Source organism: Ruminiclostridium sufflavum DSM 19573 (genome assembly GCF_003208175.1).
Lineage (GTDB): Bacteria > Bacillota > Clostridia > Acetivibrionales > DSM-1351 > Ruminiclostridium > Ruminiclostridium sufflavum.
This window is the reverse complement of sequence record NZ_QKMR01000015.1, coordinates 121,555-136,650: the sequence shown is the minus strand read 5'-3', so window position 1 is coordinate 136,650 and position 15,096 is coordinate 121,555. Positions and strand designations below refer to the sequence as shown.

Annotated in this window: 13 protein-coding genes, 1 CRISPR repeat array and 1 riboswitch; of the genes, 1 reads left to right on the top strand and 12 read right to left on the bottom strand. The window is 35.6% G+C overall.

Annotated elements, in window-relative coordinates; translation table 11 throughout:
- The 6 genes from LY28_RS13020 to LY28_RS12995 form a co-directional block, all read right to left on the bottom strand.
- On the bottom strand, window positions 1-172 hold a 172-nt coding region (locus LY28_RS13020; RefSeq protein WP_207658094.1), incomplete at its 3' end, for a transposase.
- Between the two features lie 269 nt (window positions 173-441).
- Window positions 442-684, bottom strand: a complete 243-nt coding sequence (locus tag LY28_RS13015; RefSeq protein WP_110462633.1) for an AbrB/MazE/SpoVT family DNA-binding domain-containing protein — start codon at window positions 682-684, stop codon at window positions 442-444.
- Between the two features lie 230 nt (window positions 685-914).
- The gene (locus LY28_RS13010) at window positions 915-2,243 is read right to left on the bottom strand and encodes an ABC transporter substrate-binding protein (RefSeq protein WP_110462632.1); all 1,329 of its coding nucleotides are present in this window, start codon (window positions 2,241-2,243) and stop codon (window positions 915-917) included.
- 21 nt (window positions 2,244-2,264) lie between these two features.
- Window positions 2,265-4,136, bottom strand: coding sequence for a GGDEF domain-containing protein (locus tag LY28_RS13005; RefSeq protein ID WP_110462631.1), 1,872 nt, complete (start codon window positions 4,134-4,136; stop codon window positions 2,265-2,267).
- A 488-nt stretch (window positions 4,137-4,624) separates the two neighbouring features.
- Window positions 4,625-5,152 carry a DapH/DapD/GlmU-related protein gene (locus LY28_RS13000; RefSeq protein WP_110462630.1) on the bottom strand — a complete coding sequence of 176 codons (528 nt, stop codon included), beginning with the start codon at window positions 5,150-5,152 and terminating at the stop codon, window positions 4,625-4,627.
- 174 nt (window positions 5,153-5,326) lie between these two features.
- A riboswitch (cyclic di-GMP riboswitch) is annotated at window positions 5,327-5,413 on the bottom strand.
- 108 nt (window positions 5,414-5,521) lie between these two features.
- Window positions 5,522-6,706 carry a cation diffusion facilitator family transporter gene (locus tag LY28_RS12995; protein ID WP_110462629.1) on the bottom strand — a complete coding sequence of 395 codons (1,185 nt, stop codon included), beginning with the start codon at window positions 6,704-6,706 and terminating at the stop codon, window positions 5,522-5,524.
- Between the two features lie 263 nt (window positions 6,707-6,969).
- Here LY28_RS12995 and LY28_RS19690 point away from each other — a divergent pair, with 263 nt between their 5' ends.
- The gene (locus tag LY28_RS19690; protein WP_278303571.1) at window positions 6,970-7,101 is read left to right on the top strand and encodes a hypothetical protein; all 132 of its coding nucleotides are present in this window, start codon (window positions 6,970-6,972) and stop codon (window positions 7,099-7,101) included.
- 501 nt (window positions 7,102-7,602) lie between these two features.
- Here the strand turns inward: LY28_RS19690 and LY28_RS12990 are convergent.
- The 6 genes from LY28_RS12990 to LY28_RS12965 form a co-directional block, all read right to left on the bottom strand.
- The gene (locus tag LY28_RS12990) at window positions 7,603-8,061 is read right to left on the bottom strand and encodes a threonine/serine exporter family protein (RefSeq protein WP_110462628.1); all 459 of its coding nucleotides are present in this window, start codon (window positions 8,059-8,061) and stop codon (window positions 7,603-7,605) included.
- A 60-nt stretch (window positions 8,062-8,121) separates the two neighbouring features.
- A complete protein-coding gene (locus tag LY28_RS12985) occupies window positions 8,122-8,877 on the bottom strand; it encodes a threonine/serine exporter family protein (RefSeq protein ID WP_110462627.1) in 756 nt (251 codons plus the stop codon).
- Window positions 8,878-9,132: 255 nt separating this feature from the next.
- Window positions 9,133-10,689 carry a peptidoglycan D,D-transpeptidase FtsI family protein gene (locus tag LY28_RS12980; protein ID WP_242981269.1) on the bottom strand — a complete coding sequence of 519 codons (1,557 nt, stop codon included), beginning with the start codon at window positions 10,687-10,689 and terminating at the stop codon, window positions 9,133-9,135.
- A gap of 263 nt (window positions 10,690-10,952) precedes the next feature.
- Window positions 10,953-12,074, bottom strand: coding sequence for a hypothetical protein (locus LY28_RS12975; RefSeq protein ID WP_110462625.1), 1,122 nt, complete (start codon window positions 12,072-12,074; stop codon window positions 10,953-10,955).
- A 23-nt stretch (window positions 12,075-12,097) separates the two neighbouring features.
- A complete protein-coding gene (locus LY28_RS12970; protein WP_110462624.1) occupies window positions 12,098-13,348 on the bottom strand; it encodes a type III PLP-dependent enzyme in 1,251 nt (416 codons plus the stop codon).
- A gap of 168 nt (window positions 13,349-13,516) precedes the next feature.
- Entirely contained in the window at window positions 13,517-14,440 is a 924-nt protein-coding gene (locus LY28_RS12965; RefSeq protein WP_110462623.1) for a Ppx/GppA phosphatase family protein, read from the bottom strand.
- 293 nt (window positions 14,441-14,733) lie between these two features.
- Window positions 14,734-15,093: direct repeats of the CRISPR family, unit length 30 nt; unit sequence ATTTAAATACATCCTATGTTTCAGTTACAG.
- Between the last annotated feature and the right edge of the window lie 3 nt (window positions 15,094-15,096).

Genomic DNA, 15,096 nt, shown 5'->3' with positions numbered 1-15,096 from the left:
GATGCCCTTCAAGTATCTCTACTCCTTTGTAGCTACATAATTGTATCAAAATTTCTCTGATACTCTGTTTGTATTGATTATATATCGCCTTTCGTCTATACTTTGGAGTGAACACTATATGATATTTACACATCCATTTTGTGTGAGCTAAGCTGTGTTCCTTATTTGCCATTAAAATCACCTTTCCTCTCGTTAATTTAGTAGCTTGAACAACTCTATTTTAACGAAAAGGTGATTTTTTTGTATAACTTCTGTCGCGCACCCGCATAGCGGGTGGTTTATTGTTTCGCATGGCTCATTTCTCTGCCGAGAAACTTGCCTTATGCTCAACAGGCTAAAGCCCATAAATAAAAATGACGCCAACCGAATTTGAATGATTGACGCCATAAAACAAGCTTTTTTAAATTAATAATTTTTTCTCTACAGGTTAATTATAAATAATTAACCATTCTTTAATTCCTTCATACAATTCTTGCAAATATTTCTCCCCTTGTAATTAGCTATATCTTTTGCATCAGCACAAAAAATACATACCGGCTCATACTTTTTTAATATGATTGTCGCTTCATCCACATATATTTCCAAAGCATCCTTCTCCTCAATATTAAAAGTTCTTCGCAATTCGATTGGTAATACTATCCTTCCCAATTCATCCACTTTTCTTACTATTCCTGTTGACTTCATTTTTAAAATCTCTCCCTTACAATATATCATATGTTTTTACATTATATTACACTGTTTTTTCATAAATGTCAATGTTTGGTAATAACTTTGTCACCACTCTGAAAAACAAACAAGACAAAAGTCAATTACTATCAGCTAAGAAACCTATCACATCGTCTCAATGATATGGTCGACAGCTTGTTTTTAAACAGTAATTGACTCTAATCTGAATTGCTTTTATTTGTTAATTCTTATTTTTTTCTGTTTTCCTTAAGATACTCCGCCAATACCTTTTGCTCATGGTAGGTTGATTCATCTATCTTTGATATAGCCAGATTCAATATTTCCTCAGTTCCCCTTTGATCCATATTATTATACAGTATATCAAAGAAGGTGGAATAATCCCTGTCATCTAAAATAGTCGGATATCTAAGCGGCATTTTATTTATCAAATCTTCATACAGCTGCATGGATTTCTGCCCGCCAAGAAATTCACTTTCTGCATTCCTCTGCTTGTCTATATAGTCATAATCATTTACCATATATCTCTTTAATATTTCCCACGCCTGCATCTTAAGCTTGCTTGAGGATACTATCGATGCATAGCTTGAGCTTTGATATCCATAGACATCCAAGGGCAGACTGGTAGCCCTCCACTTCCCTGCCTGCTCAGGAACAAAGCTCTTTAAATAATTCTCACCCCACTTATTTACATACAGCATAGCAATTTTTCCATCCTTTATGGCCTTTTGTCCGTCCTCACCCCATATGTTGATTCTGCTTGATAAATTTGCTTTGCTTACTGCCAATGTGAGCTTCAGGGTTTCCCTTATTTTTTCATTATTAATATTCAGCTTCATATCATCATCATAAAAGGCATAGCTTCTTAAAACCTTCTGCAGCAGCTCTTCCTTCCATTGAATAGCATATATATCATGTTTCTTAAGCTCTGCGGCTATTTTCATCCAGCCTTCCGTAGTTGACATATATTCGGCAAGCTCCTCCGGATCTGTCGGGAAGCCATACTGCCCCAATATATCCGCACGATAATAGGTTACCATTGGATACTCAGGAAAAGGAAGCGCAATGAGCTTGCTGTCATCAAAGGACTTACATTGCTCTATTTCACGCTCATTAAAAACAGACTTTATACTGTCAAAATCATACTGCGGCTGTAATAAATCCTCAAAAACGTCAATAGAATTAAAGTTGCCAAAGCCTTCTCTATAGTATGTAATAATATCAATAGTTTCATTTGAAGCTAATGCTTTTGTTACCTTTTCAGTATCGGCAGCATCAAAACTCACTATTTTTAAATTTGCATCAGGATATTTCGCACTGAATGCATTCTCAATATATTTGCTGTCAAGTGAGTTATTCCATATAATCATATCAAAAACTTCTTCATTTTCTGTGTTGCCTTCTCCGCTCTTTTCACTATCAGCAAGCTTAATACCGGCACTGGCATCACTGGGCTTAATCAAACTATCCACATCAATATTCTTCTCCGTTTTGCTGCAACCGTTAAAAATCAAACCAGCCATTAAGGCACACAATACTAATGCTTTATACCTTCTCATAATGTCCCAACTCCTAAAATTTTATAGTTTTGAATAAAAGTAAAATTTATTGCCACCGGAATTTTTTGCTTTATACATTGATGAATCAGATTTTAAGAAAATACTGTCTATATCCTCTCCATCCTCCGGGAAAACACATATTCCTATACTGGTTCCAGGGGTTAATACTATGCTGTCAATTTGCTTAGGCTTATTTATGGCTGCAATCAGTGAGTTAGCCAAACCCGCTATATCCTCCTTGTTATCATAGATATACTCAATAACAAATTCATCTCCTCCCATTCTTGCAACAAGCGAGCTTGTGCTTTCATAATCCATAAGTACACTGTTCATAATATTTGCAACCTGTTTTAAAAGCTTATCTCCTGCTGAATGTCCGTAAGTGTCATTAACTGCCTTAAACTTATCCAAATCTATAAAAAAGAAGGCTATTCCCTGTTTGCCTGCAAACCTCTCATCTGTGTAAAAGTTGCTTATATCATTCTCAACCTTCTTGATAAAATAGGGTCTGTTAGGCAAACCGGTTAATGAGTCAAAATGTGCTTGGTCATAAAGCAAACGCTCCGATTCAAGCAACTTTTTATTGGCTGCTTCAACATTCTGTATCATACTGCTCAAATTATCAACCATCATTCGGAAGTTAGTCGTAAGGGAATCAATTTCATATATATTGCTCTTTTCAAATTCTATGTTTTCATTATTTTTCAGTTTTTGCGGCAAACCGCTGGTTATACTGATAAGCTCGAATATTGAATTGAGCATAAACCTTTTCATAATAATGAAGAAAACTCCTACAAACAAGGAAATAGGCACTATCAGCTTCAACAAGCTCATGTAGAAATTTATTGACTTATCATCATATGCCGTTCCTGATACTGCAATAATTGTTTTAAATTTATCTATTGAAGTAACATAGAAAAAAGCAGTATCTCTGGTATAATCTTTAATAATAAATCTACTGTCCCTCGGAGCTGTCCATTTGTAGATATCAGGCTCTACCTCCGAAAAGCTGCCGTCACCTATCCAATTCAAGCCATCCTTCATAAAATCTGCAGTGTGTTCGCTGGTTATTATTTTATTATCTAAGTCCAGCAAATAAAAATTAACCGAATTGTCTGCCCTCGAAACATATATTTGCACCATATCTATCAAATCATATACCTGAATCGGCTTTAGAAGCTTTAGATCTCTCATTTCCTGAACAGTCCATGCAGTCAGCTTCTTATTAATATATTCGGAAGCACTTTTCAAGTCGGTAACAGCAGACTCTGAAATTTGCTCCTGATTGCTTGCATTTGTCGCTATAGAAAACAGAAGAATCGGTACTACAATACTGGCAATGCTTACCTGAGTAACTAAATTTGTCAGAGTAACAGCTTTAGGACGGCTGTGTGTATAGCTTATTATCCTCTCCATCGGTATGTAATCCAAAACCATTTTGCTAATTAAGGCATTAAACACCCTGTTCATAAAAAAAAGTGCAATATAGAATGCAGATTCCACGCTAATGCTTGCATTATTATAGCCTGTCACAAATATTAACGGCAAAGAAAAACACAATCCATAAACCACAACCTCAAGAATTATGTTCTTTCTGCCGCTTTTATACAAAACCCATACATAATATATTTCAATAGTCTGAATTACTGTAAATAGATTAAATCCGTTAACGGCAATAAGGGCACAATTTAATAAGGTTACTATTACCAGACTGGCACTGCTTGTGGATAATCCGATTATTAAAAAAATAAAAATACTGCTAACTGATAAAAAAAAGGTCATGTTAATCTGTTGTATTATAAAATCGCTAAAAAATCCACAGACAGCCATAATAACAATTACAACATATTTTAAAATCAAGCTATTCATATCTGCAGCCTTATGTATTTTCATTTTGTAATTCCCTCCACGTAAGGGTTAAGTAACATTTATAAGCATGTAGTAGCAATCATTATTATTATAATCTCTTTTTTGACAACTTTAGTCAAAATAACTGTATCCATATTACCATTGTATCACATTTTTATAATTTGAAAAGCCTATTATTTCAAGTTAAGTGAATATCCCAGCGTAGATATATGAAGGTTTTTAGTGTTTTACAAAAGTTCAATTATCCTCTATTCTCACTTTTTGCATTTAATATCAAACAAATAAAAAACTCTGCATCATTAATCATATTATAAAATATCAGCGCAGTCTAACAAATATTTTAATTTTCATTGAAAATATCTGTCCGGGAAGCATTTTCTGAATGATACCGCAAAGCAATAAAGGCTCCCGCTTATCAAGCAGAAGCCTTTATTGCTTTGTTCATTAACACATAACATAGAATTTAGGAAAGTATTATAATATATTAGAATTAGATTATTGCTTATTTTAAATCATTGCAAACTGACAAACCTATCATTTTTAAATTGAATATGTATATTTCTTTCAACAAATTCATCAAAATTTCTAAAGGTATTAAACATAGACCTTATTTTTTCGATATCCCAATCCCACCATCTGAGCTTTTCTATTTCTGCAATAGTTTCCTCAGAAAATCTCATTCTTACTTTTCTCGCCGGTTCACCGCTAACAACACTGTAACTCTCAACATTCTCTGTCACAATGCTTCCGGCTTCAATAATCGCACCATTTCCAATTTTTATGCCTGACATTATTAAAACATTCAGTCCGATTTTTACGTCATGTCCGATCTCAACACGTTCATCACCGGGATTTATGTTAGAAAAAGGAGCAATAGAGCAATGCTTGCCTATACTTGTATTATAAATATTGCTATATTGTGCAGCATGAGAAAAATCACCTATTTCAACTTCCTCTAATACAGAATTGCTTTTAATCTTTACATGCTTGCCCAAATTAACATTCCTCAATAAAGCATCCTTGCTTATAAGCCTGTTCACCTAAATCCACCTCCAACCACATTAAGTAACTATAAATAAACTATATTTCATTATTACTAGGTTTTCCATGCAGTTTAAGTAAATTTTATGTAAAAATTCTGCAAAAGTTAAACAAATAAATAAAAGCTGTGACACAAAGTTGCCACAGCTAAACAAACGTAAAAACGTTTTTCAATCGGCAACCTGACAATCATGGTGTATTCACACTTTAGACTCATGGCTTTGTGTCCTTACCTTTCAGTAAGTTTACCTTTTTCACTTAATATTTAATTTTCTGATTAAATTTTCTACTATTAACACTATACACCCATTCGACAAAATTTGCAATACCTTTTTTTAATTTTATTTAGAATTTTTTCAAGTTTTTGTTTATTTATGTTCCTTGCAAGGAACATAATTGTGATCCACCGTTATTATTGAGCGGTAGCTTTTGTCAATGCTGCTGATTTCTTCGGAGATGATTCTTATAAGCTCCCCATCGCTTAATTTTGAATTAAAAGAAGACACAATGTCAAAAATCAAATTTGAGTGGCTTATCCCCCATACCACTCGAAAATCATGCATGGTAAGCTCCGGTGAAATTTTCTCTATAATCCTTCTAACCTGTTTGTTAAGTTCATTTGTTTTTTCATCATTTGTAACAACAGGATCAAGGTGAATGACCATATGTATTCCCTGCTCCTTTAGAAAATCTCTTTCAATATTGTCTATGATGTCATGACTTACCATAATATCCTGCTCGGCAGGCACTTCACAATGCACTGAAGCAAAACATTTGTATGCACCATAGCTATGTACAGTCAAATCATGTATTCCAATAATATTATCATAGCTCAGGACCTTTTTATATATTCCGTCCACCAGCTCCCTTGTGGGTGCAGTGCCAAGTAAAGGGCTGATAGTATCTGATACCAGCTTAATACCGCTTGCCAAAATCAGAATCGCCACCAGAAATCCCATATATCCATCCAGATTAAAGCCTGTCATTCGAGTTGCAATTGCAGCTGTCAATACCGCAGCTGTTGCCAAAATATCATTTCGGCTGTCAACTGATGCCGCTAGAATTGTCATAGAGTTAATTTCTTTTCCTATTCTGCGGTAAAAAATACATTGCCACAGCTTTATCATAATGGCAGTAATAAGTACTACTACTGTCAGAATGCTAAACTCCGCCAGCTGCGGGTGTATTATTTTGTCTATTGAACTTTTTATGAGCTGTAGCCCTAAAAAAATTATTATAAAGGATACTATCAGACCTGAAACATACTCCATTCGCGCATGCCCAAAGGGATGCTGTTCATCTGCAGGCTTGCCGGAAATCTTGAAACCGGCAAGCGTTACCACAGAGGATGCCGAATCTGACAAATTATTGACTGCATCTGCGATTATTGATATACTGCTGAAAATTGTTCCTGCAATTATCTTTATGAGAAAAAGCAATAAATTAGTTGCAATTCCCAGTATACTTGCAAATTTTCCGTAATTCTCCCTGACCTGAGGATTGTCTGTAGCTTTGTAATCTTTAATAAAAATTTTAATCAATGCACTTGTCAAAATATGCCCTCCCATTCCCGATATAAGCAATTTTTTTCCACTTGGAGTTTATACGGTTTATCTATCTATTATATGCAATTGACTTATATATTAATTATCATATAATCCTCATAGAAATTAATTCAAATTATTACATAAATACTATATCTCTAATCCAAGGTTAGTCAAGTGAAATCAAATAAATAAGCCGTATAAAAACAAGTATTATACAGATTATAATTATGCAGCTTTAATTTTTCACGATGAATGAAAGGAGTTACTTTATGGCAAAAGGAAGCAAGGCACACAAAATATCATCAAAATCCAATTCTCAGAATAAATCTGAGAAAAACATAACCGAAGGAAAAACCAACTCCCAATTTAACAACAAAAGTAATGCAAAAACAGATGATTAGTCATTAAAAATTAATTATGTATATTAATTTTTAATATGGTCACAATAATTACTGGATACAGAGATGTGTCCAATAGCTAAGGTTTAATGATGACAGTTGGGGGGATGGTTCCATTGGACGATTCTATTTCTCGTTTATAGTAGTTTTGCAGGTCTGCTTGTGTTAATGGATATCCATGAATTGGATTGCTTTGGCATTAAAGGACGCATGCAAGGATTTGAAATGTCGAGCTTTGGGAGATGATTATTTTGATTATGTCAAATTATTTTTCTCGCACACCCGCAATTGATAACCTCTTGTGTCCGGTTAATGTCCGGGGAACTGCTTTCGCCCCAAACGGGTGGCCGCAGTTAATCAGGGCAGTAATTGGGAAACTATTTGAGGGAAATTAAAGATGTTCACAAAATTATTTCTTAAAATTAGATTTATTAAATCATAGCTATTTTGGAAGCAGAGATTTCTGGTAAATCTCTGCTTCTTTATTGACCATATTAATATATTTTATGAAAAATTCCTTTTATATTTATGTGAATCTGCCCTTCTATTTCTGAAAATTATTTTGAATATTGCAGTCGAAAGCATTATTCCAAAGCCTATACTCCCTGCAACAGCAAGTGTCAGAATTCCTTTATTCAATGCCTCGGACAAGTTATTTTCAACAATATACCTTAATGTGGTGTATGCTTTAAAACCGGGCACTAACGGAAATATCCCCGGAATCAGGAACCCGAATGCAGGAGTTTTTATTATTCTTGCTAAAGTCTCACTGTATATCCCAACGGCAATTGAGCCTAGGAATGAAGCTGTTATCGGACTTCCGGTAAAATAAAGCACAGATTGATACGCAGTCCATCCGATAGCGCCGCATAATCCGGCTAGAAGTATTTTCCGCCTGTCAATATTAAATAATAATGCAGGAAATATACTTCCAAAAAAAGCCAATACTATTTTGAACAGCATCTTAACCTCCCCGCCGAGTATCGGCACAAAAAATTATGAAAGCAATGTTGTGTCATGCTATCACACCCATTTCATCAGAAATGACAGTGCAGTTGCAATTCCAACACCCATAGCAATTATTATAAGAACAGCCTCACTCAGCTTTGCCGAGCCTGAAACGAAATCTCCATAAAGGATATCCTTTATACCGTTTGTCAACGCAACTCCCGGCAGAAGCACTATAATTGCTCCCGTAATAACATTATCCTTATTAATTTCGGGCACAAGAATTTGTAATGCTAAGCTTGCAACTCCAATTATCAGTCCTGACAGATAGTATGCCAAGAATTGAAATGATCCGATTTTTGTTGCCCTTTCAAGCATATAATATACTCCTATGCTTATGACAGCTGATACGGCAGCATCTAATATACCTCCGTCAAAAAAGAGTGTATAAACAAATGCCGTCATGCTTGCAGCAAAAAGCCTGACTCCAAGTGAAAAATTCGGTGCATTATATATTTCTCTCAATACTTTCTTTGCTTCCTCATAGGACAGCGGTTTATTCATTAATTCTCTTGAAAATGAATTAATACGCTCAATTCTGTAAAGGTCAACATCCCTTTGCTTTATCCTTTTCACCGTCGTAACCAGCTGACCGTCGGGAGTAATTACAGATATAAAAATACCCGTTGAATTTGATACACATTCACCCTCTAAGCCATATGAATTACATATTTTTTTTATGGTTTCTTCAACTCTGTATGCTTCGGCTCCGTTGCGCAGCAGTATTTCTCCCGCGAATGTGGCTATCTCCGCCACCTCTTTTATTTCCATAAAGCCCCCTCGATAAAATTCTATAATTTATAATATACCCTTCTTTGCCGATTAAAACAATAAAGATTATTATCCACCAGTGCTATGCACAAATCGCTGCCACACATGTAATAATAATGTTAACTTCCATTCCTGCACACCTTCTTTCTTTATAAATATAAAAGGGCTACCTATTAAATAAGTAGTCCTGCTTCCCAATATTACAATCATATTTTTCAAAAGCCAGATATTTTTGCAAAAAATATTCGGGTTTATTTATAGCCCCTTACTCATGATTTCAGCACCAATTTCTGCAAATATAGGCGCTGCGGCAGTTCCTCCGCTCTTACCGTCCTCAATAAAAATTGCCACTGAATATTTTGGATCCTTTGCCGGAAAATATCCTGCAAACCACGCCTGAGTTATTTTTACACCATCTATATACTGCCCTGTTTCAGCACTTCCTGTCTTTCCTCCTGCTCCGCCGTAGCCATCCAGATTTGCCTGCTTGCCTGTACCGGTCCTTATTACCTCCTCCATAAGACTTTTTATCTTCTCAGCCGTCCCTTCTGAAATAACCCGCTTTTGATTCATTTCCTTCAAGTCCCTGACCTTATTGCCATCATCATTCACTACACAATCAACAACATTAACATTATTCTTAATTCCTCCGTTAGCGATAGTAGCAACCAAATCAGCAATCTGAACCGGTGTCGCAAGGGTTTCTCCCTGCCCTATAGATATATTGGCAATATCTCCCGGGTTTTTTATATCCGATAATTGGGAAACAAATCCCTTTGCCTCATCTATCCCCTGCAAAGACAATCCGGTATTCTTACCCAGTCCAAGGGTCTCACAGATTGTCAATATCGGCTCTATTCCCAAATTAAGTGCCATATTTATAAAATAGGAATTGCAGGAAACAGCCAGCGCACTGTTTATATCAATAGTACCATGGCCTCCCTTCTCATAGGAGGAGCACTTAAATTCCTTGTCACCCACCTGTATATATCCGGGACAATTATATACCATATTAAAATTCGGTTCCTTTTCAAACACTGCAGCCAAATCAACTAATTTAAAAACAGACCCAACATTATACTGTGCTACAGCTCTGTTAAACAAAGGCCTTTTATTATTTGATAAGTATTTTTCAATATCATTAGGATCGAAATCCGGCTTACTGCACATGGCAACAATATCACCGTTTTTGACATTTTCAACTACTATGGCACCGGTTAAGCCCCGTTTATCCAATGCCTGTTCAACTGTATTCTGGATATGATAATCAAGGGTGAGTCTTATATCCAGCTTTTTATTTAAATTATCATCCTTTATAATTCTGTAGCCCAAGCCATTCAAAACATTATTGTTTCCATCCGTGATTACAGCCAGCATATCTTCATTTCCGTAATTCAGTGTTTTTTCATAAAGCTTTTCCAATCCATTGCTTCCTATTTTATCCACCTTGTTCAAGTAACCCAATAAATGCTTTGCTTTTGTATCAGTATTATATCTTTTGAGAGTATTTATAAAGGAAAGGCCTTCAATATTCATACTTGATAGAATGTTCTTTGTTTCTGCATCTATTTCTACCAGAATAGGCGTATTATATCTCTGAATGTTTTCTTTTGTTTTTTCCGCATCCAAGCCCACCAGCCTGCATATTTGCTCAACTGCTGGCATTTGGTTCTTCATCTGTGAGGGCTTCAGAACAGCCGTGATCCCGGGAGTCCTGCCGGTAAGCTTTATTCCGTTCCTGTCTAAAAAATCCCCTCTTGCACTTTCGATCCTAATATTATTTGATCTCTGGGCAGAAGCTTCCTTTGCCATTGAATTCCCCCCTATTATCTGAATATAAAATAATCTGGTGAGCAAACAAGAGAATACCGCCAGAAATATAAAAAGTAAAATCCTTATTCTTTTATGCATAAAAATCCCCCATTCCCGAACAAATTAATATACTCCAAAAACATTCTAGAATGTCTGAGTATCAATACCGGCCGGATAAAACATACCAGCATTATTATTAATTGTTTCCAAAAAATGGGGTGTAATATACCAAAGTTGTTATGTGAGCAATTTATTATTTATAATTATGAAAAGCTTTTTAAAAGTCCATTCAGCCTGTCTTCTATTTCAATAATATTTTTTATTTGATGTGTTATCTTTGGACTTAGAAATGTAGATCTTCTGGACTTAACAAGTCTGGACATCACTCTTTCAAACAGCTTCCATTTTTCTATTGATTCAGAAAGAGTATTCTTTAAAAGTATAAGATTTTCTGTGCATCCTCTTTCTTTTATTTCCTGAACAACATACTCAAATAAAATTTGTCTTGAGCCATGAGTCATCCATATGTCAAAGGTCATCTTATCAAACAGCCCCCATCTCTCGGTATGAAGGTATTTTTTTATATCAGTTCCGTTATCGCATAATTCAACAAATCTATTATATGCGTAATTTCCGTAATACTTTGTGAATCCATTCAACTGTTCGGTTCTTCCGTCATAGTTATCCGATATCTCATGTATAAAACGAACTATATCCTCTCTGTAAAAAGCGTCTCTCACCATATCTTCATCAGTAAAATCAAGCGTATAGCATCTCAAGTAAAAATTACAGGCCTCTTCCATATCACTTTTTTTAATTACTCCTATTTGATTGTTGAGTTCATAAGGTACAAAATTTTCTATTCTTATACGATATGGCTGTTTTTCGGCATAGTATATTTTATCATCCTCATGAAATACAACAATATTTACATGAGGTGCCGCCCCATGGAAATATGTGCTCAAATCAAAATCCGGATTGTATTCGGCATAATATTTTATTCTCTGGAAAACTGTCTGCAATATAACCATTTGCCCTTTATCAATAAGGCTTTCCAAAAAAGGCAATGCATTTTTGTCCTGTTCCTTCACATATTGATTCAGTTTTATATGTTTATGCCAAAGGGCTTGAAGGTTGCTGCTCTGGCTGGTAAAGCTAAAAACTCCGGTAGCATCCTCATAGCATAAAACTGGATTTATATCTTTGATGAAAAGCGGAACAATTTGACTCTTGTCCAGCTTTCCACTGTTTTTTGATAAATTGTAGACAGCTGCTTCAAAGCAGTTTAATGCCATTGCCGTTTCATCATGCTTTCCGTCACTGCCCACAAAAAATGTCAGTTTCTTAAGCCCTGATTTTTTCCAAATGATCACCTCACTTTTCACATATCTACACTATTAATTGCTTATTATATATATTTACCCGGTAATTGCTTCTGCCCCTTGATAAGGTCTTCCTTTTTCCCTCTTTCCCTTAATAAAAAGGCTTCATCACCGAATTGAATAACCTCTGCCGGTGAAGGATGACTCAAGAATGCCAGAGGACTCTGTGTTAATCCGTATGCACCTGACTTATCCACAGCAATGATATCTCCTGTATTTACAGCCGGAAGCTTAACTCTCTGCCCAACGACATCCGTCGGAGTGCAAAGAGGGCCAACTACGTTTACTTCTTCCTCCGCTTCAGTTTTATTCAAAACATGCATTGGAAAATTACTGCGGATATGTCTGCCGAGAAAAGCAGAAGAAGCATGCTGGTTTGAACCGCCGTCACATACTATATACTTGTTTCCTTTACATTCCTTAATATATAAAGCTTTTACCAGATACCTTCCTGCTTCTGCCATTAAAAATCTTCCGCTTTCAACCGCAACCCTTGTTTTAGACAACCTCTCCCTGTACTTATCCCATACCAGCGCGGCACCTTCTCTCAAGCTGTCTGTATTCAGCTCGTTTTCCCCCTTGAAATACGGAATTCCAAAGCCCCCTCCCATATCCAGAAATCTTAACGGGAAACCGTATGTATCTGATAATTCAAGTCCCAATATAATTATTTGTTCCATCGCAAATATGATTTTTTCTGCATGTAATGCCTGTGTTCCTGTATAAACATGAATGCCTATAACATTTATACAAGGCAGCTGCGAAAAGGTTTCAAAGGCCTTGCCCAGCAATGCCTGATCTATGCCAAACTGCGTAGGTACACCGGACATTTTTATACTTGAACAGGTAGCATCAAAATCAGGGTTTACTCTGATGGAAATATCCACCCTTTTATTTTTTTCGGATGCTATACGGTTAATGAGAACAGCCTCATCTATTGACTCAATGTTTATGCTGTAAATCTGTTTATCAATGGCATACTCAAGCTCGTCACAGGACTTACCCGGGCTTGTGAAAACAATCTGTTCCGGATGAAAACCCGCCTCCAGAGCAGTATACAATTCTCCCACTGACGCAGCCTCGATATAACTGTTTAATTTCTTAAAAAGCTGGCATATTCCCAAAAGAGGATTTGTCTTCATTGAATAAAATATTTCTATTTCTTTAGGATAACAGCTTTTAAGCGTATTAAACTGTGAAATAATTTTGTCACCATCGTATGCATACAATGGCGTTCCATACTTTTGAGCCATACTTTGCAAAGTATTATCATTCATTTTTCTTCAAAACTCCCTTCTTTTTCTGCCAAATGTATATTTTTTATAAGTATATTACGTAACCATTTACCATTAAGAAACGTACCTTTTAAGCATTCTTGCCAGTTTTAATTGTGATAGTTTTATAAGAATAATACGTAAGCTCTTTAAGCCGAAAGCAGCTGCCTTTTATCCCTTGGCTGTGTGAAGATATTCCGCGATAAAGCCTTCCAGTACACCCTGTGAACTGATTTTTATTTCTTCTGTACCGAATTTATTCATAATTGAAAGAAGTATTCTGATTCCTGATATAATTACGTCTGCCCTTTTTGGATTTAGTCCTGTAAGCTTCTTTTTGCTTTCGATATTTAAAAGCTTCAGCATAGCAAAAAGCAATTCTATCTCGTATTTTTTTATAACTTTACCGTTAATGGATTTTTCCTTTGAGTACTCCTTCTGAAAAAATAGTGTTCCCAGCGTTTTAATTGTTCCTCCTGTTCCCACCAATTGAAGTCCTCTCAAATCCATAGAATTCATTTCATCCAGCTGCTTCTCTATGTAAGCCGTAATTTTTTCAAGTTCACTGTCTTCCGCAGGGTCATGCCTCACAAACATTTCTGTTAATCTTACAGCTCCCACATCTAAGCTTGTTTTCCCCGCTATGTCATTACCATTACCGACTATTATTTCTGTACTGCCGCCTCCAATGTCAATTACACTGAATTTCTGAGATTTATTTTCTACAACTTCCCTGCATGCCATATATGCCAAATGAGCCTCTTCTTCCCCGCTGATAACATTAATGTCAATATCGTAAAGCTCTTTTATTTTGTTCAGAAAAACTTCCTTATTCCCTGCATCTCTGAGAACACTGGTTGAAAATATTGATATCAGCTTTGCTCCCTGTGCATTACTTTCTTTTATCAAATTGTCGATGATCTCTATACCTTTTTCCACTGCCTCAGGCTTAAGATTATTTTCAGGGTACATCCCGCTGCTGAGACGGTTTACCGTACTGGTTCTGCTAATAACCTCCACAGAGCCTTTTTCATTCAATTCTGCGATGATAAACTTTGTAGAATTCGTTCCTATTTCAATAGCTGAAACACGCATAATACCTCCATTTAAAACACATTGGTTTAACGTAAAAATTCTCGCCTATATTTTTTAGAATACATTACATCAAATGCCTTGTCAATACAGCACTGTAATAATATTCATCGATTTTCGACTTGTTTTGGTAGAATTGTAATTTTTTTAGATTATATTGTTTGTTTTTGTTGGATATTTAAATCTGTATTATCCTTTTAACTTGTAAATACTTACCCACGCAGAGCATGGTTGGAATACATCGCAGGTTTCGGTTACAGCATAAAGCCTAAGAAGCTTATTACACCGCAAATTCTATTTAAATACGTCCTATGTTTCAGTTACAGGTACGATATTGGCAATTTGCAGTATAAGACTTATGCTATTTAAATACATCCTATGTTTCAGTTACAGAAGAGACTATAAATCTCAGGGATATCATCTGTGACTATTTAAATACATCCTATGTTTCAGTTACAGGGAAGTTCCAACCCTCGACAAATTAACCGCACTTTATTTAAATACATCCTATGTTTCAGTTACAGATATTATTATCTTGACTCTAAGCAAGAGGCTCATTAATTTAAATACATCCTATGTTTCAGTTACAGGTATTTGTTTGGTCGAGTAAATTTGTTGTCTGAAATATTTAAATACATCCTATGTTTCAGTTACAGTGG